This is a genomic window from Paenibacillus sp. UNC451MF (assembly GCF_000686845.1).
In the GTDB taxonomy this organism is placed as follows: Bacteria; Bacillota; Bacilli; order Paenibacillales; family NBRC-103111; genus Paenibacillus_S.
In genome coordinates this window covers 162,225-184,978 of sequence record NZ_JMLS01000009.1, presented here as the reverse complement: position 1 = coordinate 184,978, position 22,754 = coordinate 162,225, and the positions used below count along the sequence as shown (strand labels likewise).

20 protein-coding genes are annotated in these 22,754 nt (G+C 46.9%); 18 read left to right on the top strand and 2 right to left on the bottom strand.

The annotated features are described in order from the left end of the window. The first annotated feature begins 424 nt into the window (after positions 1-424). The 13 genes from BP97_RS0113345 to BP97_RS0113285 all read left to right on the top strand — a co-directional run bounded on the left by BP97_RS0113345 (position 425) and on the right by BP97_RS0113285 (position 16,100). Entirely contained in the window at positions 425-1,300 is an 876-nt protein-coding gene (locus BP97_RS0113345; RefSeq protein WP_028549549.1) for a carbohydrate ABC transporter permease, read from the top strand. A 103-nt stretch (positions 1,301-1,403) separates the two neighbouring features. Further along, complete coding sequence (locus BP97_RS0113340; protein WP_231506298.1) at positions 1,404-2,192, top strand: carbohydrate ABC transporter permease; 789 nt, start codon at positions 1,404-1,406, stop codon at positions 2,190-2,192. 51 nt (positions 2,193-2,243) lie between these two features. After that, positions 2,244-3,119 (top strand): sugar phosphate isomerase/epimerase family protein, encoded by an 876-nt coding sequence (locus tag BP97_RS0113335; RefSeq protein WP_028549547.1) that lies wholly within the window; start codon positions 2,244-2,246, stop codon positions 3,117-3,119. A 506-nt stretch (positions 3,120-3,625) separates the two neighbouring features. Beyond that, entirely contained in the window at positions 3,626-4,483 is an 858-nt protein-coding gene (locus BP97_RS0113330; protein ID WP_231506292.1) for an ABC transporter permease, read from the top strand. Between the two features lie 24 nt (positions 4,484-4,507). Then, entirely contained in the window at positions 4,508-5,386 is an 879-nt protein-coding gene (locus tag BP97_RS0113325) for a carbohydrate ABC transporter permease (protein WP_028549545.1), read from the top strand. Between the two features lie 33 nt (positions 5,387-5,419). Further along, positions 5,420-6,991: a type 2 periplasmic-binding domain-containing protein gene (locus BP97_RS0113320; RefSeq protein WP_028549544.1), complete on the top strand. Its 1,572-nt coding sequence runs from the start codon at positions 5,420-5,422 to the stop codon at positions 6,989-6,991. 26 nt (positions 6,992-7,017) lie between these two features. Beyond that, positions 7,018-8,049, top strand: a complete 1,032-nt coding sequence (locus BP97_RS0113315) for a LacI family DNA-binding transcriptional regulator (protein WP_028549543.1) — start codon at positions 7,018-7,020, stop codon at positions 8,047-8,049. 56 nt (positions 8,050-8,105) lie between these two features. After that, complete coding sequence (locus BP97_RS0113310) at positions 8,106-8,981, top strand: sugar phosphate isomerase/epimerase family protein (protein ID WP_028549542.1); 876 nt, start codon at positions 8,106-8,108, stop codon at positions 8,979-8,981. Between the two features lie 299 nt (positions 8,982-9,280). Then, on the top strand, positions 9,281-11,686 hold the full coding sequence (locus tag BP97_RS0113305) for an S-layer homology domain-containing protein (RefSeq protein WP_028549541.1): 2,406 nt from the start codon (positions 9,281-9,283) through the stop codon (positions 11,684-11,686). Between the two features lie 30 nt (positions 11,687-11,716). Then, positions 11,717-13,291, top strand: a complete 1,575-nt coding sequence (locus BP97_RS41410; RefSeq protein ID WP_051620556.1) for a collagen-like domain-containing protein — start codon at positions 11,717-11,719, stop codon at positions 13,289-13,291. Positions 13,292-13,481: 190 nt separating this feature from the next. Continuing rightward, on the top strand, positions 13,482-14,015 hold the full coding sequence (locus BP97_RS0113295) for an HAD-IIIA family hydrolase (RefSeq protein ID WP_028549540.1): 534 nt from the start codon (positions 13,482-13,484) through the stop codon (positions 14,013-14,015). 132 nt (positions 14,016-14,147) lie between these two features. Continuing rightward, the gene (locus BP97_RS0113290; protein ID WP_028549539.1) at positions 14,148-14,948 is read left to right on the top strand and encodes a polysaccharide deacetylase family protein; all 801 of its coding nucleotides are present in this window, start codon (positions 14,148-14,150) and stop codon (positions 14,946-14,948) included. 75 nt (positions 14,949-15,023) lie between these two features. Further along, positions 15,024-16,100 (top strand): lactonase family protein, encoded by a 1,077-nt coding sequence (locus tag BP97_RS0113285; RefSeq protein ID WP_028549538.1) that lies wholly within the window; start codon positions 15,024-15,026, stop codon positions 16,098-16,100. An 81-nt stretch (positions 16,101-16,181) separates the two neighbouring features. On the opposite strand, the gene BP97_RS40180 is transcribed toward BP97_RS0113285, so the two are convergent. Next, complete coding sequence (locus tag BP97_RS40180; RefSeq protein WP_156043205.1) at positions 16,182-16,346, bottom strand: hypothetical protein; 165 nt, start codon at positions 16,344-16,346, stop codon at positions 16,182-16,184. Positions 16,347-16,444: 98 nt separating this feature from the next. Continuing rightward, positions 16,445-16,771 carry an SPW repeat protein gene (locus BP97_RS0113275; RefSeq protein ID WP_028549537.1) on the bottom strand — a complete coding sequence of 109 codons (327 nt, stop codon included), beginning with the start codon at positions 16,769-16,771 and terminating at the stop codon, positions 16,445-16,447. 251 nt (positions 16,772-17,022) lie between these two features. Here BP97_RS0113275 and BP97_RS0113270 point away from each other — a divergent pair, with 251 nt between their 5' ends. The 5 genes from BP97_RS0113270 (at position 17,023) to BP97_RS0113250 (ending at position 22,680) form a co-directional block, all read left to right on the top strand. Further along, positions 17,023-18,396, top strand: a complete 1,374-nt coding sequence (locus BP97_RS0113270) for a sulfatase family protein (protein ID WP_028549536.1) — start codon at positions 17,023-17,025, stop codon at positions 18,394-18,396. A gap of 39 nt (positions 18,397-18,435) precedes the next feature. Then, a complete protein-coding gene (locus BP97_RS36175) occupies positions 18,436-19,290 on the top strand; it encodes a protein-tyrosine phosphatase family protein (RefSeq protein ID WP_036745805.1) in 855 nt (284 codons plus the stop codon). 112 nt (positions 19,291-19,402) lie between these two features. Continuing rightward, positions 19,403-20,428, top strand: a complete 1,026-nt coding sequence (locus BP97_RS36170; RefSeq protein ID WP_051620555.1) for a LacI family DNA-binding transcriptional regulator — start codon at positions 19,403-19,405, stop codon at positions 20,426-20,428. Positions 20,429-20,521: 93 nt separating this feature from the next. After that, positions 20,522-21,385 (top strand): phosphatase domain-containing protein, encoded by an 864-nt coding sequence (locus tag BP97_RS36165; protein WP_051620554.1) that lies wholly within the window; start codon positions 20,522-20,524, stop codon positions 21,383-21,385. Between the two features lie 92 nt (positions 21,386-21,477). Next, the gene (locus BP97_RS0113250; protein WP_028549535.1) at positions 21,478-22,680 is read left to right on the top strand and encodes an ABC transporter substrate-binding protein; all 1,203 of its coding nucleotides are present in this window, start codon (positions 21,478-21,480) and stop codon (positions 22,678-22,680) included. Positions 22,681-22,754 lie beyond the last annotated feature (74 nt).

Here is a 22,754-nt window from a genome sequence, read left to right as displayed (position 1 = left end):
TTTGAATTTATCTTATAAGGTTACTTCCTGATAACAAAGGCGGACGCTCCGCTCTTCCGAGGCATATCTCACCTCCGTATTTACCCAATTTCTCGAGGTTAGGTTTCTCTGTTTGCCGAGTATCGCTCACGAGAAACTCAATTTATTTTTAATGGAGTTAGTTTCGCTAATGCGAAACTAGGCTTGGCGGTAGACCCTAATTTATTTGAAAATATAAGGTAGTAGGTGGGGTATCTCCTGCAGGAGCGATAGCGACCGCCTTTGTTATCAGGAAATAACCGCTGAAGAGCGGATCGATTAAAAATTTCCTGATAACAACAGCGGCCGGAAGGAGATACCTCACCGAGGAACCTTGTAGAATTTTTCATCTTTACAGGTTTTTCGACACACTGTTTCGCTTACGCGAAACTTTAGGAGGGAAGTCATGACATCAGCGGCACGCATACGGGGGTTCATAACGGTTGCGCTTCTTCCGGCCTTTGTGCTATACGCATTTTTTGTTATCATACCGGTGTTTTGGTCCGCATACTACGGTTTTTTCGACTGGAAAGGAATCGGCGCTGCGAAGTTTATCGGTCTCGATAATTACGCCGAGGTCATCAAGGACCCGATTTTTTGGAAGTCTTTCAAAAATAATATGCTGATCGTAGCCGCTTCTGTATTCGGCCAGGTGCCTATCGCATTGGTGCTTGCGATCCTGTTAATGAAAAGCACACTGTTTCAAAGAATGATCCGAGCTTCCATTTTTATGCCTATGGTGCTTTCTTCTGTAGTTGTAGGTATCATCTGGGGCTACATCTATCATCCGCAAATCGGGATTCTTAATTTTTTGCTTGAAAATTTAGGTCTAGCATCGTGGAAAAAGGCGTGGCTCTCCGATCCGAAGATATCGATGTACGCGATTATGGTGCCGATTATTTGGAACTTTATCGGACCTTACATGATTATGTTCATCGCGGCACTGCAAAACATTTCCCCGGAAATTGACGATGCCTCGCAAATCGACGGTGTTGGTCCGGTACGCAAGCTGTTCGTCATTACGCTGCCGATGATCTGGGATACGATCAAGGTCGCGGTAGTTCTATGTATTTCCGGCAGCTTGAAGGCATTTGACTTGATCTATGTCATGACAGGCGGCGGTCCTGCCCATTCAACGGAGCTGCTGGCCTCATATATGTACAACAACACGTTCAACGTGTTCCGTTACGGTTACGGAAGCGCAGTATCCACGGCGATCATTATTTTGAGCATGGCCTTGATCGTAGGAAGCCAATATTTAATGAAACGGGAAGTGAGATAAACGAATGGGAGGGAATACGATGGAGCCAGGATATGCAGTGAAGACGACCGCCTTCCCTCAGGGTCAAACCGGGCAAAAGGTAAAGAGGGGCTCAATCAACATCATGCTCACGCTTTATGCTTTGGTTACGCTGTACCCGTTATTTTGGTTGTTCATGAGTGCGTTCAAATCCAATGAGGAGTTTTTCTCGGCTCCTTTTTCCTTGCCGGCGCAGTGGCATTGGGACAATTTCAGCCGCGCATGGGAAGTTTCCGGTATGGGCATTTCGCTTATTAATTCAACTATTGTTACGATCGCTTCATTGGTACTGACTTTGGTGCTTGGGGCGCTTGCGGCTTATGTGTTGGCGCGATTCGAGTTTAAGTTGAAGTCTCTGATGATGGGACTGTTTCTGCTCGGGATGCTGATTCCGATTCATAGCACCTTGGTGCCGCTATTTATTATTATGAAAAAAATCGGGCTGCTCGATAGCTATGGCGCGCTTATCCTGCCTTATACCGCATTCGAGCTGCCACTTGCGATATTCGTTACCGCTGCTTATTTGACCTCCGTTCCAAAGGAAATTGAGGAAGCTGCTTTAATGGACGGAACGGGGTATTGGGGCATCTTTTTCCGAATTATGCTGCCGCTCAGCATTCCCGCTCTTTCTACTGTAGCGATTCTGGCATTTTTGCGGTTCTGGAATGACTTTGCCTTTGCCCTTGTATTTATTAGTAAGCCAGCGTTAAAAACGCTGCCGCTAAGTCTCTCGGTGTTTGCCACAGGGTATTCGACGGATTACAAGCTGACGATGGCTGCTTTGTCCATTGCGGTGCTGCCGACGATCATCGTGTTCCTGTTATTCCAAGAGCAGATCATGAAAGGCATGACGGCAGGGGCGGTTAAGGGTTAAAATGGAATGGAAGGAAAATAAATTCAACGAACATGCAGGGAGGAACGGAGAATGACATTGTCGAATCGCATCGGCGTCATCGTCGACAGCTTCGGTATCGGTGTACGCGAAGGGCTGAAGAAGGCGAAGGAGGTTGGCGCCGATGGCGTTCAAATCTACGCGGTGAGCGGAGAGATGGACCCGGCTGCTTTATCTGCGGAAGCGCGGAGGGAGCTTAAAGACTATATCGCTTCGCTGGGTCTTGAAATCTCTGCCCTATGCGGAGATCTGGGCGGGCATGGGTTCCAGGATGGTACAGCTAACGTGGCAAAAGTGGAGAAGTCCAAGCGTATTCTCGATTTGGCGCTTGATCTTGGCACGAACATCGTGACCACACATATCGGTATCGTACCGGAGGACGAGCAGAGCGAAGTGTTTCACAGCATGCAATCCGCTTGCGAAGAGCTTGGTCAATACGCCAAGAGCATGAACGCTTACTTTGCTATCGAAACAGGGCCTGAGCATGCCGCTCATTTGAAGCATTTTCTGGATTCTCTCAGCACGAATGGCGTTTCCGTCAACTTCGACCCGGCGAACATGGTTATGGTAACCGGTGACGATCCGGTCCAAGGCGTTCATTTGTTAAAGGACTACATCGTTCATACTCATGTTAAGGACGGTATCCGTTTTCGTGAAGTAGACCCGAGGGAAGTGTATGGCGCACTTGGCTTTGAGCCAATGGATCACGGCAAAATTGCGCAAATGGTAACCTCGGGTGAAGTTTTTAAGGAAGTACCGCTGGGTGAAGGAAAGGTACCGTTTGACGCGTACTTTGCCGCCCTTCAGGCAATCGGCTACAAAGGCTATTTGACGATTGAGCGTGAAGTGGGAGAGCAGCCGGAGATGGATATTCGCAAAGCGGTGGAATTTATCCGTCGATACAAGTAACATTGAATGATGAAACGAACCAATGAGTGTTAGTGGCCTCAGGCTGCTCAGAATAAGAACAAAAAAACAACCTGCTCTCAACGCGGGTTGTTTTTTTTATTGCTCCGCTTAAAAGCAAACCTCTACATTTACGATTTCTTCAAATCAAGCAAACACTCCATTGATAAAACCGGTTTAAAATCAAAATGTCAGGGAGATTAGATGCGATTAAGACTCCCGTTAGACACAGGTAATGCTTTGTTTTCAAACCAAAATTCAAAAATAACGGATAATTGAGGCGATTCTTATAAGTTCAATAAGATTATTGATATTCAGAAGTATTTCGCCCTTGAATTGGAACGTTCCATTTTTCAAATTGGAACGTTCCAATTCAAGGAGGAGCATAGGCCCCATCAATATAGGAGGTGATCCAACTGAGTCAAAAGGCTGTCAGAGTAAGGGTTGTCAGGAATAATAGGTTAAGCCGATTTTTACTGAGCTGTTTCAAATATAGAGGACTATTATTATTGCTGCTGCCTTCCTTCCTATGGTTTTTTATTTTCAAATACATACCGATGTACGGTGTCATTATTGCATTTAAAGACTATCAGCCGCTGCAAGGAATTATGGATAGCCCCTGGGCTGGATTCAAGTATTTTGAAAGGCTGTTTACGAACAGTCAGTTTTTTACGCTACTAAGAAATACGTTGATTATAAGCTTCTACAAGCTGATTTTTGTGTTTCCTGCACCTATTCTATTGGCGTTGCTTTTGAATGAAGTTCGGAATCAAAGGTTCAAAAAAACAATTCAAACGTTAACGTACCTTCCGCACTTTATTTCTTGGGTGGTTATTGGCGGATTGCTTCAAACCGTGCTTTCACCAACAAACGGAGTTGTTAATTACATCCTGGGTCTGGCGGGATTTGAACCGATCAAGTTCATGATGACACCCGAGCTTTTTAGAGGAATTGTGGTCCTTGCGGATATATGGAAGGAAGTCGGTTGGGGCAGCATCGTGTATTTAGCTGCGATTTCAGGAATAGACCAGGATATGTACGAGGCTGCGGAAATGGATGGAGCGGGAAGATTTCGGCAGGCGATCAACATTACTCTCCCTGCTCTAGTACCGGTCATCATCATGATGTTCATCCTGCGGATCGGCAATATGATGGATGCAGGATTCGACGGGATTATCAACCTGTACAATCCGACCGTTTACAGAGTTGCCGATATATTCGATACGTATGCGTACCGGGTAGGTCTGATCGATTTTAATTTCAGCTATTCGACAGCGATAAGCCTATTTAAGAATGTGGTCGGCTTACTCCTTCTCATCATTGCAAGTAAAGTGACGAAACGACTAAGCGGACATGGCATTTGGTAATTATGAATGGGATCGGAGGAAATCATGTTGTTTGGCAAAACATCAAACGCTGAAACGATATTCAGGGCATTCAATTCCTGTTTTCTCGTTATTATTGCTTTTCTTATGATTTATCCGTTTTGGGAGCTGCTGATCGTTTCCATCAGTCCAGCCGTGGAAGCGTCTAAAACCGGGTTGAAGCTGATTCCGAGAGGATTCACCTTGGAAGCTTACCGTACGGTGTTCGAATCCAAGACGATCGGATACGGATATTTCAATTCGATATTTCGGACCGTCGTCGGAACTTCAATTACTGTGTTTTTGTGCTTTTGTACGGCTTACCCTTTGGCCAAAAAGATGCTTCCCGCCCGCAACGCATTCACGATTTATTACTTAATTCCGATGTTTTTCGGCGGTGGGCTCATTCCAAATTTCCTGCTTATAAAAAGTCTCGGTCTTCTGGATACGATCTGGGCCTTAATCATCCCATCTTTACTGAGTACGTTTCAAATTCTAATTATGCGAAATTTTATTATGTCCATTCCAGAGTCTTTGGAGGAGTCGGCGCTTGTGGATGGAGCCAGCTTCTTCATGATCCTTCTACGAATCATTATCCCGCTTTCCATGCCGATTTTTGCGACAATTGCTTTGTGGGAAGCCGTGGGGCATTGGAATGCCTGGTTCGACGCGATGATTTACACAAGATCGAATCACAATGTGGTACTGCAGCTGTTATTGCGGAGGGTGCTTATTGAGCACAACAATGAGGGAATTACGGATAGTTTGCAAGGCGACGAGGGTATTATTACGAAGACGATGGAAGCCGCAACCGTTCTTGTTACGATTGGCCCTGTCGTTCTCATGTACCCTTTTTTGCAAAAATATTTTATCAAGGGCGTGCTTGTCGGTTCCTTGAAAGGATAACAAGACCTTTCCACACATAGGAGGAGAAACAAAATGTCTATGAGAAGAAAAAAAGCAATATCGGGTTTAGCGATACTGATATCCGCTTCACTTGCTTTGACTGCATGTGGCGACAAATCCTCGACTGAGAATAATACAGGAACAGCTGCTGGAGTGACAGACAAGCCGCTAGAAATCAAATGGCTGGGGAATGGAACGGCCGGCATGTATCCGGAAAAAGATGCTTATATCGTTCAAGAATTGAACAAACGTTTCAATGTGAAGCTGCTGCCTGTAAAAGCTGATTCGTCTAAAGATCAAGAGCTCAGTATGCTGTTTGCCTCAGGCGAAGTACCCGATCATATGCTTGTCAGTGCAAATAGCATCGGAAAAATTCTCAGCCAGGGCGTGGGACGAACGATCCCTGTCGACATGATTAAAGAGGTCGCGCCTAATGTGTGGAAATCGACGCTTCAGAACTATCCTCAGCTTGAGCAAATGTCCATTTACAAGGATGGTCAATTGCTTGCTCTTCCGGAAGGGACGAGAGAGCTGTTCCCTTTTACGGCAGTGAGAACCGACTGGCTGAAGAAGGTTGGGGCAAGCATGCCAACAAATTTGGAAGAATTCAAAGAAGTTGCCCGGCTATTTACAACCGGAGACCCGGATGGAGACGGTAAAAATAACACTTATGCGTTCTCACTAACGACAGGTTATTCTAATATTTATACGCTGGCGGCAGCATTCGGCTTTTCTTTACCCGGTGGAACCGTCAAGGACGATTCATGGCTTAAGGACAATAACGGCAGACTCATCCGGGCTCAAGTGAGCGAAAACTACAAAAACATGATTATTTATTTGGCTGACCTGTACAAGAGCGGATATATACAACCAGATGTCACCATTAAAGATCAGAATGCGTTATTCTCGGATGGGATTGTAGGGATGCAAACGGCAGGCTGGACCTCTTTGATGCCTAAGTACAGACCCAGCGACTGGTATGCCCTTACCTTCAAGAAAAATCCGCAGGCAGCTGCAGATTTCTTGCCTCCATTAAAAGGCCCTGGCGGTAAAGACGCCATTTTTGAAAACCAATCCAGCGTATGGCGTTATATGGTAGTTGGCAAAGATACCTCGGATGCGAAACTGAAAAAGATTCTTCAAATCCTGGATGGACAGCTTGTTGATGCAAAGGTCCACAATTTGGTCTGGAGAGGTGCTGAAGGTGTTCACTTTACTATGAATGAGGAAGGCATGGCTGAATTGACTAAAGAATACGCATCCAATGAAAAGCAAGCGGAAACAGGCATTAAGTTTTTCATTATTAACAATCGGAACGAGGAGCAGTTCAAGCTGTCATTCGGCAAAGAGGCCACTGTTCAATCCAATATTCAGAAGAATTACACAACCGTCAACCAGCTTATCCCAGCTGGAACAATCATTAAAAGCTACAATGAGTATGGCGCTGATGTTAAAAAGGTAGAGGATGAGTTTTTTATTAAAGCGGCTACTGGTAGCTGGGACGTCAATGCGGAATGGGATCATTATGTGAAGCGTTGGAATGCTGCAGGCGGTGATAAGATTACGAAGGAAGTTAATGAAACATACCAGAAGCTAAAGAAATAGATATTGGTTAAAAGGCAGGTGTATTTATGGTGGTTACCATTATGGATGTGGCCAAGGAGGCCAACGTTTCCAAAAGCACGGTATCACTAGTCATGAACAACAGCGATTCGGTGAAGCTGGAAACTAGAATCAAAGTGCTTGATGCAATACAAAAGCTTGGTTATGTCCCTAATATGGCGGCTCGTGAATTGACCACAAAGGTTAAGAATATTTTGGGGCTCGTCTTTTTGACGGACAATGCTACGAACAGATCCTATCAGTTCGATTCCGTCACCGAAACGCTGCTTTATGATACGTTCAACGGTATATCTTCCGGAATGAAGCAAACCGATTTTGGTTTGTTAAGCGAACGCTTCTCCGCTCTTGAGCCTAATCAGGAGTTGCCTTCTCTGCTTAAAAATAACCGTGTCGATGGTGTGTTTATTGTCGGGGGATTGTTTGATGATGCATTCATACAACGTGTTCAGCAGCGTAAAATTGCAGCTGTACTTGTAGGACGCAATTACCCGGGAATCGACTGGGTAGCTCCTGATGTGTTGGATGCCATGTATAAGGGAACAAAGTATCTGTTGGAGACGGGACATCAGGATATTGTGTTCCTTCTTGGCCCTCAAACCAGTCCTGTTGCTCACAAGAAGCTGGAAGGAATTTGCAAGGCACTGGACGAAGCCGGTTTGCCACTTAGGCCAGATGCTTTCAAATACTGCGACTATTCAGGTTCTTCTGGGTATAACTCAATGAAGGAGTTGTGGACTTCCGGTATAGGGATGGATGCTGTTTTTGCGGCAAGTGACGGAATTGCGATGGGTGCCATGCGATTTTTGTATGATCAGAAAGTGCGCATCCCGGATGATATCTCCATCGTTGGCTATGAGCAGTCGGTCATAACCGAACATGCCGTTCCGGCGCTCACGACGATTGATATTAATAAAGAAAGAATGGGAGAGGAAGCGCTTCGCATTTTGCTGAATCGGATTTCCCGGCCGAAGGCGAAGCCTGTTCAACTTATGATTGCACCCTCGCTCGTAATCCGTGACACCGTAAAAAAGCGGCGCTAGAGTCAACACCTCTGACATACACTAAGGAGTAGATTAAAAACAAGGAGATGAGATTGATGAGATTATCAACGATGACGAGCTTTTTTGGCAAGCGTTTAGATGGTGACTACACGCCTTTGATTGAGTCGGTACGCCGAAGCAAAGAGGTTGGCTTTCAAGTGATGGACGTTAGCTTTTGCCATGCCCTCTTTGGAAAGACGGAGCTAGTGAAGGACAACTGGGAGGCGCTTATCTCCGATCTTCGCAATGAAGCCGAAAAGCTTGGTGTCGAATTTTCGCAATCACACCCTGTGTTTCTTACTGGACATCCTGCCAACCATCCGGTTGAAAAGCAGGAGCTGTTTCAAGAAATGATGAGACGCTCCATCATTGCCAGCTCCATTCTTGGTGTTAAATGGGCCGCATTACACCCAATTGAAGAAAAGACAGAAGCGTTATTCGATACAGAAGCGAGCATCAAGGCAAACCTCGAATACTTCTCACCCATTGTGGAGCTAGCGATTAAGCATAATGTCGGAGTCGCATTCGAAAATATGATCGAACGTGCTGCTACGAAACGACGTTTCGCTAGTCATGCCGGTGAGCTTGCGGCATTGGTTGATGCATACAATGATAAGGCAGTAGGAGCTTGCTGGGATTTCGGTCATGGTAATTTCTTGTACAAGGATCAACGATTTGCGCTACGCACGCTCGGTAAGCGGCTTAAATCCACTCATGTGAATGACAATTACGGACAAGAGGATGAGCATATGTTTCCATTTCACGGGAGTGTCGATTGGGCTTCCATTATGCCTGTGTTAACCGAAATCGGATATGAGGGAGACTTTTCGTTCGAGACTCATAAAGAGTTCGATCGGCTGCCTGAGTCAATCAAAGATATTGTAGCAAGAAGCGGCTATGAAATTGGGAAGTACTGCCTGTCGTTGGCCTAGTGGCATAATAATCGCTTTGCGTATTGCATATAAAGAAGGGCTGCGGTGGCGGCCTTTTTTTGTTTGATTAATATGTAAGATGAGTAAGAAGAGAATATTTTTTCATATTTTGTCGAAGAAATTATGTAAAATTTTAATTATGAATCTAGTAATGTTGCATGCTTCATGTATAATGAATATCGCAGTACATAGTAGGACTAGTTACCTACAAGCTTAAACAATACATAGGAATGGGGATGAAGGCCTCAATAACGGGCAACAAGAGTAAAAATTTACAAGAAGGGATATGGTCAAATTAGATGTATAGTAATCGCTGTTGGAATGTCAGGCTGCGGAGTTTTATAGCCCAAGCTTTGGCCTTTTTGTTGATGGTAGGTTTAGTTCACTTAAGTCCTTCAACCGCTGCTGCTGATAGTGCATCTCCAAGGGCAACAGTCACCGGTACAGTCTACGTACAGGAAACGGCGGTACCTGCGGATGGTAGCAGTCAGACCATTGTATCGGCGCTGTTAAAGGATGGGAATGGTAGCGATCTGTCCATTGCTCCCGAAAGAATAAAATTCCATACTTCCCTGGGCAGCTTGGATTCTCAAGTAACGGCTTCGGTTTATGGACAGTATAGTTCTGTTCTCAGGGCCCCTGTTACGTCTGGGGTGGCGTATATTAGCGCAGAAGTAGATGGTATTGTGATTCCCGATATGGCCAGAGTGAACTTTACGGCAGGCGCTGTCTCTGCGTCCCGGACAGTTATCGTGGCAGAACATCAAACTTTGCCGGCCGACGGCTCTAGCCAGACGGTTATTTCGGTGTTTCTGAAAGACAATCATGGCAATGATATTGCAGATCGTGCAGATTCGCTCCAGCTATCTACTACGCTAGGGCAATTAAGCAGCGTAACCTATGTAACTTATGGGCGCTACGAAACGACACTGGTGTCTCCGCTTTATGGAACTCTAGGTCATATAACACCTAATCCTGAATCGGCTTCCCCTTTGGAAGTTAGTCTTGATAAAGGAGCTATTCCTGCAAATGCTCCGAATCAATCTCCAATACCAGTAACACTCTCCGCGACTTATGAGAATCACGGGTATTATAAGGCGATACTGAAGGCCCCATTATCTTCAGGTATTGCGCAAATTAATGGGGTTCTAAACGGAACGCCTATTGCCTCGGGTGCGACAATCATTTTTACAGGCGAAAGCACACAGAACATTCTTACGCAGTTGAGCTTTGACCAAGCGTCCTATTCCATAAGAAGAGGACAAGGGCAGAACACCGTTTTGGAAGCTACATACTCTAACGGCAGCGTAATCCAAGTATCTCCATATGCGAAGTATACCTTATCTGATCCTTCTATTGCTTCGGTAGACAGCGCTGGAAAAATCCAAGGTCTCCAAGGTGGACAAACCGTTTTGACCGCAACCTATGGAGGACTGACTGCCAGCACCAAAATTAATGTAATCGCTAGTAGTAGTGGCGGTTCTTCAGGAAGCGGAGGAGGCTCCCATTCAACACCTTCAGTACCGGATACGCCGTCAGGACTTCAAATTGGGATTATTACGACAGATGGATTGAATAAGCAGCAAGCTCTAACGACGGAGGATATCCAGAAGGGTACTATTGTAATTCAAACGTCGTCCGAGGGTGGGCAAGTTAATATTTCGGCTACTATTTTGAAGCAAATTCAGCAGTTGAATCCTCAGGCCGTATTGATTATTAAAGCGGGATCAGCAACGATGCAGCTGCCTATAGCAGAGCTGGACTTAAAAGCTATCAGCACAAAGTACGGATTTCCGGAAGCTTCTGTAAACTTACAGATTGGTATCCATAAGCCTGATCCGCAGACCATACAAACTATCGAAGCTCTAGGGAAAACCCTCAATGCTCGTTTACTGACGGAGCCGATGGAGTTTGAAGTTCAGGTGACAGGTGAAAATCATCAAAACGTATTTATTACTACTTTTAACCGATTTATAGAAAGGTCTTTATCTATAGGAAATACAAAACCTCCGGAAACGGCAACGGGTGTCTGGTGGGTTCCGGAAAGCAATCAATTCCGATTTGTTCCAACGCACTTTGATTCGAAGGAAGGCCAATGGTCTGCCGTCATGAAACGCCAAGGTACGAGTATCTATACCGTTCTTGACCGTCCTGTATCTTTTGAAGATTTGAACCATCACTGGTCAGAGCAGCTAGTGGAGCAGCTTGCATCCAAGCTTATTATTCAGGGGCGCAGTGACCAAGCATTTGATCCTGACTCTTCCATTACACGTGCTGAAATGGCGGCTTTGGTGGTCAGAGCTCTAGGATTGAACGAATCCAAGGAAGCTAGTCCATTCGCCGATACAAATGGCGGTTGGTATGAAACGGCCGTTGCAACAGCTTATAAGGCCGGCTTGATCGCAGGCTACGACGATGGGACATTCCGCCCTATGCAAAGCATTACGAGGGAAGAACTTGCTGGATTGCTTGTCAAAGCAATGAATTTTACGAAAGCTTCAACGACAGGAGAACGGTTCATTCAGCAGACATTCACGGATGAAGCAGCTATATCAAGCTGGGCGCTCAGTGATGTTCGGACAGCCATGCAGCTGGGAATTGTGGAAGGAAATGAGCAAGGGGAATTCAAGCCAGGGAGCTACACTTCACGAGCAGAAGCAACGACGATGTTGGGCCGGATGTTGAAGCTGATTGAGTTCATGTAATAAGAATTTATTTGGGGAGAGGGATTGGCAATGAAGAAAATCAGTAAATGGAGCATGGCTGCGGCTATCGCGTCTCTCACATTCGCATATCAAGGTAATACGGCACAAGCGGCAACTACACTGCTGGATTCTATTAACGTCTGCGTAAGCACTAGCGGACAAATGAACTTTTTAGCACCAGGAGCTAGCTGCGAGCCCAGTGAAAAGATGTATACATTAAAGCTCCAGGGAGATCAAGGGCCGGCAGGTCCACAAGGACAAAAAGGGGATACAGGCCCACAAGGAGCGAAGGGAGATAAAGGCGATCAAGGTGATGCCGGAGCCGTAGGTTCAGCGGGAGCCGTAGGCCCGCAAGGTCCGAAGGGAGATAAGGGTGACCAAGGGGATACAGGAGCCGCTGGACCAGCAGGAGCCGTAGGCCCGGAAGGCCCGAAGGGGGATAAGGGAGATCAAGGAGATACTGGAGTTGCGGGACCAGCAGGTGCAGTAGGTCCGCAAGGCCCCAAGGGAGATAAAGGTGATCAAGGGGATACTGGCGTTGCGGGTCCAGCAGGAGCTGTAGGCCCGGAAGGTCCAAAGGGAGATAAGGGAGATCAAGGAGTTGCTGGCCCAATTGGTCCTACAGGTGCCACGGGTCCCGCTGGTGCCACAGGTCCAGCTGGTCCAGCGGGCTCGACAGGTGCTACAGGCCCGCAGGGACCAGCTGGTTCGGGAGACGCGGTCAGCTTGTACGGCGACGGATCGGCAGGAGCATTGACGGTTACAACAACATTGGATTTAACCGTGGTCGGTACTGCTACGAATCTTCAATATACCAATCTTACGATTTCAGGCAATCTCAAAGTACCGAGCGGAACGATTATTCGCGCTACAGGGGATATTACGATTAACGGAACCATTACGGTTGAAAAAGGCGCCCGGGATAGCGGTAACGGTAATCCGAATCCTGGCATTTCCTTGGCTGAGGCGGGACCGTTGAACGGTGGGGTAGGTCTTTCTTATTTGCAAGCGGCCCAAGTTACTCTGCCTGGAGCTGCCGCAGGAGGAGCTGGAAGCAGAGATGCTGACGGATCGGGCGGCGAAGGCGGAGGAGCTCTTGTGTTAATAGCAAAAGGTAACGTTAATGTGAGTTCCAGTGCGATAATTAACGCGAATGGCAGCAATGGTATCAACCCGCAAACGGCAAGTTTAGGGATTAATGGAACTGGCGGTGGAGGAGGAGGCGTTGTTGTCATTGGTGGCAAAGCAGGTATAAATATTGGTGGAACTATCATGGCAAATGGCGGCAACGGCTCAGCTGGCTGGGATGGTAATGGAGGAGACGGCGAAGGTGGCGGCGGTGGAGGAGGAGGTGGCATTATCCATCTCATTTCATCCACAGCTCCAACCGTTACAGGAAGTCTGCAGGTAAATGGAGGGGCAGGAGGTGCTAATGCTGGAGCATCCTCCTACGTAGGATTTGGAAATGGAGGAGGAGCTAGCGGAGGAACTGGCGGCAATGGTGGAGGAGGCATTTTTACTCCCGTAGTTGCTAGCCAACCCGGACAGGCTGGCTATTCCATTACAACCGTAGTGCCTACTCCAGAGAATTTATTTATTAAATAAAGCTGGTAAATGAATCGAATCATAGGCATGGGCTATTCAAAAGTCGGCTTTAGACTTTTGGATAGCTCTCTTTGTATTTCTGTAAATGTAGAAAGTGTTATTTTAAAGGAGATTTACAATAAAATGTATAATTCATATACACGGGCATTTTGGGTAAAGGTCAGAACATTACGGATTTTGAGGAGAGTTTATGCAAAATATTCAAGCAGTCTTTATCGATCGTGACGGAACGATAGGTGGGACGGGGCGTTTCATTCATCCTCGTGACTTTGAGCTGTTCCCTTATTCATTGGAAGCGTTGAAACTATTAAAAGACCATGGGATTAAAGTTTTCGCTCTTACTAATCAACATAACATCGCGAAAGGCCTTGCATCCGAACAAGATTTTATTGAGCAATTTGCTTCCTATGGCTTTGATGCTTCTTACATTTGTCCACATGAATCGGATGAGGGGTGCGAGTGCCATAAACCACGACCAGGGATGCTGCTTCAAGCGGCAAATGAGCATGGGCTTGATCTAACCCGTTGTGCGGTAATTGGCGATGTGGGATCGACGGACATGTTAGCCGCAACAGCCGTAGGAGCTGTGAAAGTACTCGTCATGACCGGCTGGGGCAGTGCTTCTATGGATTCTCATCGATACAAGTGGTATGATCAAGCGCCACCGGATTTTGTTGCAAAGGATTTGTTAGAAGCCGTAAATTGGTTGGTAAGCGGGGAATAACCCTTATGACAATCAAGTGGTGTTAACTGTACTTATGATCATATTAAAGCATTTCCACGAAATGCTATCGGTGATAAACTAGAGTCATAGAATCAATGTAAATATTACATCCCTCAGGAGGCGGTTTCTGCAATGCCTAAAATCTTAATGACCTATCCGCAAGGTAAATTTAAAGTGCTGACAATGAGCTATGATGATGGAAGAGCAGCGGATCGCAGACTCGTCAAAATATTCAATGATTATGGGATTAAAGGAGCCTTTCATATTAACTCCGGTCTGATGGGAACCGGCGATAGGATTACGAAGGAAGAGGCCGCTGAGTTGTATAAAGGACAAGAGGTGTCCACCCATACCGTCACACATCCGACGATTGTAAGGTCTCCGAGAGAGCAGCTTCTCGAAGAGGTACTAGAGGATCGTAAAGCGTTGGAGAGTATTGTAGGCTATACGGTTCGCGGACTGTCCTACCCTAACGGTTCGTTCAACCGTCAGATTAAAGAAACGCTGCCTCACCTAGGCATCGAATATGCAAGAGTAGTGGAAGCGACCGGAGGCTTCGGGCTCCCGGATGATTGGATGCAGTGGAAGCCAACATGCCATCATAAGAGAAATCTAATGGCTCTGGCCGAATCTTTCGTAGAATTACATAAAAAGCAGTACCTATACATGATGTATGTGTGGGGGCACAGCTACGAGTTCGACACGGATAACAACTGGGATTTAATTGAGAACTTCTGCCAATATATCAGCAATAAAGACGATATCTGGTACGCTACGAATATTGAGATCGTTGATTATTTCAAAGCGTTCCGCCAGCTTCAATTCTCAGCTTCTTGCGATTTTGTATATAACCCGTCAGCGAAGTCCGTATGGATCAGCGTGGACGGCGACATCGTAGAAATCGCCGGAGGGGCTCAAGTATCCTTGGTATAACGCCAAGCATGGCAATGTTAGGTATGATTGGGTAAAATAAGCTTTGAAACCGCCAAAAGATTAGGAGATGCTTGCATGGACAATTCCAAATGGATTACCTATTTCGGCTCTTACGCAGATAAACAATCGCCAGGGATTTACACCTATGTTCTGGATGAGCAGACTGGAGAGCTTTCTAGTGTAGATACTGTATCGGGCCTGATAAACCCTACCTTTATGACCGTTAGCCAGTCCAAAGGGCTTTTGTATTCCTACACCCAGGCTGATGAGGGGCAGGATAGCGGGGCAGTACTCACGTACCGGATCGATCCGCAATCTGGCGCCTTGTCCTTGGCAGGACAGCAGCCTAGCTCGGACAAATCGGCTACACATATTAATCTCGATCATGCGGAGCAGTTCGCTATGACTGTAAGTTATTCCGAGGGTACGATCAATCTGTTCCCTATTCAGCCCAATGGTGAGATTGGTCCATTATCGGACAAGGTTCGGCATGAAGGATCGAGCGTAGTGGCAAAGCGTCAGGATAGCGCACACCCTCATTCCATCTATACCGATCCAACGGATCAGTTCGTTATGGTTCCGGATCTGGGAATGGATACAATCAAGGTGTACCGTCTAAATCGTGAGGAAGGAAAATTCGTTTCTCATGATGATGTTAAGCTGGCTCCGGGCTCTGGGCCGAGGCATTTTGCATTCCACCCGTCCTTAGCCTATGCGTATGTAATTAACGAATTGAATTCTACGTTAACGGTATTTGCTTACGACGGGCAAGCCGGGAAATTGCAAGAAATTCAAACAATATCTGCTTTGCCGGCAGATTTTAGCGGAACAAGCAGCACAGCCGAAGTGCAGATTTCTTCCTGCGGCTCATTCTTATACGGTTCTAACCGTGGACATGACAGTATTGTCGTGTTTGCTATCGATAAAAGCAGCGGCAAGCTTAGCTTGGTTCAGCATATTTCCACGGGCGGTGAGCATCCTCGCCATTTCAGCCTTACGCCAAGTGGTCGCTCATTGCTGGCGGCTAACAAAGATTCCGATTCGGTTCACGTCTTCACGGTCGATCAGGACAGCGGCAAGCTGACACCAACCGGACAGGTGATCACGATTCCTCAACCGACTTGCGTTCGATTTTACAAGCTGCCTTCATAAGAGACAACAAAGAACGGTCCTTTCCCTTAAGCGGGAGAGGGCCGTTTGCTGTCTTCAAGCAAGCTAATGAACATGATGTCCTTATTGAAACTTTTTGTAATCGGGATCGTCGTTGATTGGCTCATAATCTAGTTCAGCTATTTTGGAATAGGAGTAATGTCCGTATTCATCGTAATAATGAAACGGATTATCCAGTTGATTGGGGAGGAAGTAGTCTTTGAGAATCGTAAGGAAATTACGGATCATGGTTCCACCTCGGCAAAATGACTTATGTAAAGTATTTACAGTTTGGACGATACTATGCATCATTTGCTCTGGGGTTAAAAGTTTTCTTTTTAGAAAAACTAGCCTTTCCTTCTCGTTCCCAAGTTGGTGAAGCTGAGCAATATCGTCAAGACACCTAAGGCCGCACCGATCCATAATTGTTTATGATCGTTGATCGGTTGGATGAACGGTGTGATGGCCATGAACAAGCCTGTAATAAGAGTGATGAGATTAGGAAGTGAGTCGCCAACCGGTCTAAACATGGACCAGAGGGCAGCCATGATTTGAATCAATCCGACCAGGATGCTTGCCCACATAGCTGTGGTTTCTTGCGTGTAACCAAAATACCAAGGAGCAGCCATTAACCAAAGTCCGAAGAGTGCGATCAAGACGCTTCTTACTTTCATAATAAAGCACCTCCCAGTATTTATCATATGTAGGAACTGGGCTGTGTGTTACAAAAATAAAGCGATTTCATTTTATCATTGACAGATGCCAAGGTTTATTTTACAATTTTGGTAACGTTTCCGGTAACGTTACCAATTATCATGCTTATTCACAGTTCTCCTGATTAAACGGATTGGGAGATTATTTTTACAGATTAGGTTAAGCGCTTTCTCTTTTCTTAATATCAACGCTCACAAGGAGGGGGGATAGAATGATGAACATCCTCATTATTACGGTAGATCAGCTGCGCTGGGACGCGCTCTCATGTGCAGGCAACAAAGAAATCCATACGCCTCATATCGATAGACTGGCTGAGGAAGGAGTTCGATTCGCCCATGCTTTTACGAATGCTCCGGCGTGCATGCCGGCGAGGTCGTCGCTGCTCACAGGACGTTTTCCTCATGCGCATAGAGTTCGCGGCGGAGGCGTGCGATTATCCGTTGAGGAGGTGACTTTCCCGCACATCCTCAGCCAGCGAGGCTATCATACGGCTCACATCGGTAAGCTACATGTGCAAAACCATACGTATCGCGATCATACGGCGCCGCATCCGAGCTACGGATACCGTACACTCCAGGTTACAGATGAACGAGGAACTTACAGGGATCCGTACACACAATGGGTAGAGCGCAATCATCCGGAATATGCGGATGCCATTCGACTTGAACCAGGTGCTGTCCGTGTCAGGAGCCATACGGATCATCTGTCGGCCAGAGGAGACTTCCCAGCGAGCGCTTCGCACAGCAAGTGGGTCAGTACGGCATCCATTGAATTTTTGGAGCGTTACGGCGGGGCTCCCTTTCTTCTGTGGTCGAGCTTTTTCGATCCGCATTCTCCCTTTATCGTTCCGACCGATTTGGCCGACCGTTATGACCCTAAAGCAATGTCTTTGCCAAGAAACTGCGAGATCACGTCGGATAATGAAGAAGCCATTCGCCAGAAAAAGGCGGCGTATTACACGCTGGTCTCGCATGTGGATGATTGTGTAGGGGAGATACTTCGACACTTGGACGAATCGGGATTGGCGGATCGGACCGCCGTGTTATTTTCCAGCGATCACGGCGAATTTCTCGGCGATTATGGCCGTTGGGGCAAGGGCAGGTCCGAGGATGAGAGCATTCGTATTCCAATGATCGTAAGAACGCCAGAGATGAAGAAGCAGCCTCCTTCGTCCCGTGTAATTGAGGATGTCGTCCAATTGTTCGATCTGGCACCGACGATTTGCGATTTGACTGGCAGTATGAAGCCTCACTCTATGCAAGCAAGAAGCTTGCTGCCTTTGCTTAAGGGAGAGGGCGACCCGGGCAGGATTCCTTTTGCCTTAATCGAGAATAACTTCGAGGTGTCCCGTATCAATACGGCCGAGGTATTCGAAAAGACGCTGCGCAGCCGTGACTATCGCCTGACCGTGTGGAGCGATCGGGAGGATGGAGAACTGTTTGATTTGCAACAGGACCCACTGCAATCGACGAACGTATGGAATGAACCGAAGTACAAAGAAGTCCGCGCAGAGCTTTTATGGAAGCTGCTTCACAGATTGATGCAAACGGAAAATACGCTTCCGGTGAGGACGAATCCTTTTTAACTCGAAAAATCAAAAAAAAACTAGAAAGGAGATGTAGGTATGCAAAGCCAAAATGCACACCGTATCATCGATGTAGACAATAAGCTCGCACTGCCCAAAAAATTCCGAATGACCGCTCCGTTACCGGATGGATTAAGCGAGCAATCTAATCTAACCGGGTTGGCTGAATTGAATATATCCGGCAGCGGGCAATTTTCGCAAAAAGGGCTGCAGCTAATGCAGCAAACCATAGGCGAAACTCGCATAACGGTCGTGGATTTGCGTCAGGAAAGCCATGGTTTCGTCAATGGAATGGCAATCAGTTGGTATGGACTCAACAACGGCTGCAACAAGCATCTCACGCATGAGGAGATACTTATGGAAGAGGGGAAGCTTCTTCAAGAGGTTGCAGATTCACAGGAGCTTGTTTTCGACCGTTTGGAGAAAAAATCCGTTGATCTGGACAGCCCTGTCATCGGCCAGAAGACGGTCCTGACGGAGGAAGAACTGGTTAAATCCGAAGGTGCGGACTACATTCGTTTCTTTGTTACGGATCATCATAGGCCATCAGATAAAGAAGTCGACCGTTTTATTCGTTATGCGATTGGGCTGCCTCAGGGAGCTTGGCTTCACTTCCATTGCCGTGGCGGAGTAGGGCGCACAACCAGCTTTATGCTCATGTATGATATGCTGCACAATGCCCGCCGGATTAGTAAAGATGATATCATTCACAGACATATTCTGATAGGCGGCAAGGACGTAAACAGCGCAGACCCGAAGGATGAATATAAGTATGGCCCTGCCTTGGAACGACTGGCCTTTCTTCACCGTTTTTATGACTACTGCTCTGACAACCGGGACGACTATGTGACGACGTGGTCGCAATGGCTTGCAGCGAGCGAACCGCAATCTTGATTCATGCGAAAATATTGCCATCGGAGCAAAAGGTTTTCGTTGACAAAGAAAGCGGTTTATTTTACACTTTTGGTAACGTTACCGGAAACGTTACCAAAGGAGAATCCCAACTATGCTAACTATTAAAGATATCGCTAAACAGCTCGGTGTTTCCGTCTCGACCGTCTCGCGTGCACTTAACAATCATCCGGATATCCGGGAAGAAACAAAGCAGGAAGTGCTGGAGGCGATGAAGCGGTTTAACTATACGCCGAATGCTTTGGCCCGAAGCTTGATCCAACGCAAATCCAATACAGTGGGACTTATGATCCCGGACATCACCGATCCTTTTTTCTCGGCAATGGCTCATGATGTGGAGGAAGTGTTATCGGAAAATGGATACCAGGTCGTTTATGTCAATACCTCCCGTAGACCTGACAAGGAAAAACGGTTTTTGACCAGCGTCATGGAGCGGAAAATGGACGGCATTATTGTAACGCCGGATTTTCTGGATGATGAGGCGATCGAGCTGCTGCAAAGATTGAACATCCCGGTTGTCTTTCTCCGCAGACGGCCACCCGAAACGCTGAACATGCCTTTTGTAGACGTTAACCACTATGAAGGCACCTGTCGCGCGATGGATTATTTATTCTCCTTGGGACATAGGCAAATCGGCTTTATCGGAATGCCTCGTTATTCGTTTACCGGTCAGGAACGGTATCGCGGTTATATAGACAGCTTGAAGAAGCAGGGGCTTACCCCGGACCCCCAAGGAATTTCTTGGAACGGTCGGACGATCGAGTGCGGGTATAACGCCATGGGACGGTTGATGGAACAGCTCCCGGCTATGACGGCGGTATTCGCAGCTAACGATTTGCTTGGCATCGGTGCCCTGGAGTATACAGCAAAGAACAAGATAGCCGTACCGGCGCAGATCAGCATTATCGGCTTCGATAATTTGGAAGTAACGGATCTGCATTGGATCAAGCTGACGACAGTAGCGCAGCCACGCAAGGAGATGGGAAGAAAGGCGGCAGAGCTGTTAATGCAAATGATGTCGGACAATATGCTCACGGCAGACTCCATTACGCTGGAAACGCAGCTGATCGTGCGAAACACATGCTCATCAATTACGCAGCAATCTGCCTCAAAAGAATAGAGACTTCGATGTGTGACAAGTCTCCTTTTTTTATAGAATGGCAACGCTTACTTAAGGTGCTAACTTTGCTAATCGCAGGGAGGTCGGCTGTAGATGTCAAATACGGAAGGAACGGATTTGATCCGTCTGGTTGTTGAAAGAGAAAATATCGACCGGCTGCCCAAGCGATTTCGGATGCCATCGATGGTGTCCATACCAGCCGAAGCCGATTTGGATTTAACGGGATTTGGAGAGCTTCGGGCATCGGCTAGCGGTCAATATTCGCATCAAGAGCTGCAGAACCTTAAGCGAAGTGTCGGCCCAGTTCCGATCACGCTGGTGGATCTGCGCCAGGAAAGCCACGGCTTCGTCAATGGCATGGCGGTCAATTGGCTTGGTAGCCACAATGGTGCGAATAAAGGTTTGACCAATGAAGAGGTGCAGGCAGTAAACGATAGGCTGTTAAACAACCTGATTCGTGAAAAATCGATAAGATTCGATTATGTGGAAGGCAAGTCGGTGTTCATAGAGCATCCGCTGGAAGAGACTGTACAGGTACTGAGCGAAGAAGCTTTGGCACAGTTGGAAGGGGTCCAGTATAAACGATTTTTCGTTACGGACCATCATCGTCCTTCTGATGCGGAAGTGGATCGGTTCATTGCCTGGGTCAAAGAACTCCCGGATCCAATGTGGCTTCATTTTCATTGTCGCGGAGGCGTAGGGCGTGCCAGCACATTTTTCTGTATGTACGATATGATGAATAATGCTGCGAACGTTAGTCTTGATCATATTTTACAGCGAAATACCGCTATTGGTGGAAGAGATTTTAACCGTATGGACCCGAAGGATACGTACAAATACGAAGCGGCTCAGGAACGGCTAGCGTTTATCGGACGTTTTTACACTTACTGTATCCATAATAATCATAACCAATATGAGCTTTCCTGGACGCGATGGAAGGAAGAACAAGGCTCCTGATCGTTCTACTGTGAGGAGCTTGTTATTGACTATTAGGGAAAGCGCTTAATCTATTCAATGGCTGTATGTACACAATTAAAAGGGGGGTTACCATGAGCAAGGCAATAAGGAAGTCAACCTTGGCGGCATTGTTATGCTCGATCGCATTAACCGTAAGCGCATGCGGTGGATCAGGAGGAAGCAGCAAAGCCACCGGCGCTCAAGGGAGTTCAGGAACAGCAGCCGGATGGGCTGAGAAGGCGGGACTCAACAAGACGGAGACGGCAGCAGAGCTTTACGCTAAGGCTAAGGAAGAAGGCACGGTCGTGCTTTATTCCATGTCCAGTCGGGTTAGCGATGTCAAAGATTCGTTCGAGGCCAAGTACCCCGGCGTGAAGGTAGAAGCCTACAACATCAGCTCGGTCGATATGCTGGAGAAGCTGGTACGGGAGCATGGCGCCGGCGTTTATAATGCGGATGTTATTTTTACCAAAGACACGGGGGGCACCTTCACGATGGAGCTGCTCAAAAAAGGCATCGTTCACAAATATATGCCGAGCGATCTCGTAGGTAAAATGGTAGAACCGTATAAAACGCAAGTCGAAGGTCTTGTTCCTTATGTAGAAGTCAGAGGCATCTTTTATAACTCTGATGTGTACAAAACGCCTCCGATCTCCAACTGGTGGGATCTGACGACACCTGAATGGAAAGGACGTCTAATGATTAGCGACCCGATGAAATCGGCGGATACGATGGACTTATTCCTGGCTTTTGTACAAAATGCGGAAGATATGAAGCAGGCTTACAAAGAGAAATTCGGCAAGGACATCGAGCTGAACGGTTCACCGAATGCGGGATATGAATTCATTCGACGTTTATCCAAAAACGATCTCATCCTGACCAATTCGGGTGGAGATATCGTTAAAGCGGTTGGTAAAACAGGTCAAACCAAGCCGCCTATCGGGCTGGCTGTCTCAACCAAGCTTCGCGAAGCACAAGGGCAAGGGCTTAAGCTCGGCGTATCGTATGATATTAAGCCGAAGGTATCTCATGTGGAGCAGGCACTCCTGTATGTAGGCGATCAGTCGAAGCATCCTAATGCGGCTAAGCTGCTCATTCGCTGGATGTCTGGAGAAGCGGACGGAAATGCCGACGGTCTGAAGCCGTTCAATATTTGGGGGGCTTGGCCTACACGATCGGATGTTAAGCAGGTGGAGGATTTACCTCTAGCGAAGCTGAATGTATGGAAATATGACCCGGTCTTCTATTACGAAAATTCGCCTAAAGTTCGTGATTTCTGGCTGAAGCAACAATAAACGGCACCGCAATCGCAAGGGAATGAGAGTGATTCTTGCAAGCGTTATCAACGATGGATGTGCCTGCAAATAGG

Excerpts from the sequence above, each read along its gene's own strand:
- BP97_RS0113345 (WP_028549549.1), top strand. The coding sequence starts at position 425 with ATGACATCAGCGGCACGCATACGGGGGTTCATAACGGTTGCGCTTCTT.
- BP97_RS0113340 (WP_231506298.1), top strand. The coding sequence starts at position 1,404 with ATGCTCACGCTTTATGCTTTGGTTACGCTGTACCCGTTATTTTGGTTG.
- BP97_RS0113335 (WP_028549547.1), top strand. The coding sequence starts at position 2,244 with ATGACATTGTCGAATCGCATCGGCGTCATCGTCGACAGCTTCGGTATC.
- BP97_RS0113325 (WP_028549545.1), top strand. The coding sequence starts at position 4,508 with ATGTTGTTTGGCAAAACATCAAACGCTGAAACGATATTCAGGGCATTC.
- BP97_RS0113320 (WP_028549544.1), top strand. The coding sequence starts at position 5,420 with ATGTCTATGAGAAGAAAAAAAGCAATATCGGGTTTAGCGATACTGATA.
- BP97_RS0113315 (WP_028549543.1), top strand. The coding sequence starts at position 7,018 with ATGGTGGTTACCATTATGGATGTGGCCAAGGAGGCCAACGTTTCCAAA.
- BP97_RS0113310 (WP_028549542.1), top strand. The coding sequence starts at position 8,106 with ATGAGATTATCAACGATGACGAGCTTTTTTGGCAAGCGTTTAGATGGT.
- BP97_RS0113305 (WP_028549541.1), top strand. The coding sequence starts at position 9,281 with ATGTATAGTAATCGCTGTTGGAATGTCAGGCTGCGGAGTTTTATAGCC.
- BP97_RS41410 (WP_051620556.1), top strand. The coding sequence starts at position 11,717 with ATGAAGAAAATCAGTAAATGGAGCATGGCTGCGGCTATCGCGTCTCTC.
- BP97_RS0113295 (WP_028549540.1), top strand. The coding sequence starts at position 13,482 with ATGCAAAATATTCAAGCAGTCTTTATCGATCGTGACGGAACGATAGGT.
- BP97_RS0113290 (WP_028549539.1), top strand. The coding sequence starts at position 14,148 with ATGCCTAAAATCTTAATGACCTATCCGCAAGGTAAATTTAAAGTGCTG.
- BP97_RS0113285 (WP_028549538.1), top strand. The coding sequence starts at position 15,024 with ATGGACAATTCCAAATGGATTACCTATTTCGGCTCTTACGCAGATAAA.
- BP97_RS40180 (WP_156043205.1), bottom strand. The coding sequence starts at position 16,346 with ATGATCCGTAATTTCCTTACGATTCTCAAAGACTACTTCCTCCCCAAT.
- BP97_RS0113275 (WP_028549537.1), bottom strand. The coding sequence starts at position 16,771 with ATGAAAGTAAGAAGCGTCTTGATCGCACTCTTCGGACTTTGGTTAATG.
- BP97_RS0113270 (WP_028549536.1), top strand. The coding sequence starts at position 17,023 with ATGATGAACATCCTCATTATTACGGTAGATCAGCTGCGCTGGGACGCG.
- BP97_RS36175 (WP_036745805.1), top strand. The coding sequence starts at position 18,436 with ATGCAAAGCCAAAATGCACACCGTATCATCGATGTAGACAATAAGCTC.
- BP97_RS36170 (WP_051620555.1), top strand. The coding sequence starts at position 19,403 with ATGCTAACTATTAAAGATATCGCTAAACAGCTCGGTGTTTCCGTCTCG.
- BP97_RS36165 (WP_051620554.1), top strand. The coding sequence starts at position 20,522 with ATGTCAAATACGGAAGGAACGGATTTGATCCGTCTGGTTGTTGAAAGA.
- BP97_RS0113250 (WP_028549535.1), top strand. The coding sequence starts at position 21,478 with ATGAGCAAGGCAATAAGGAAGTCAACCTTGGCGGCATTGTTATGCTCG.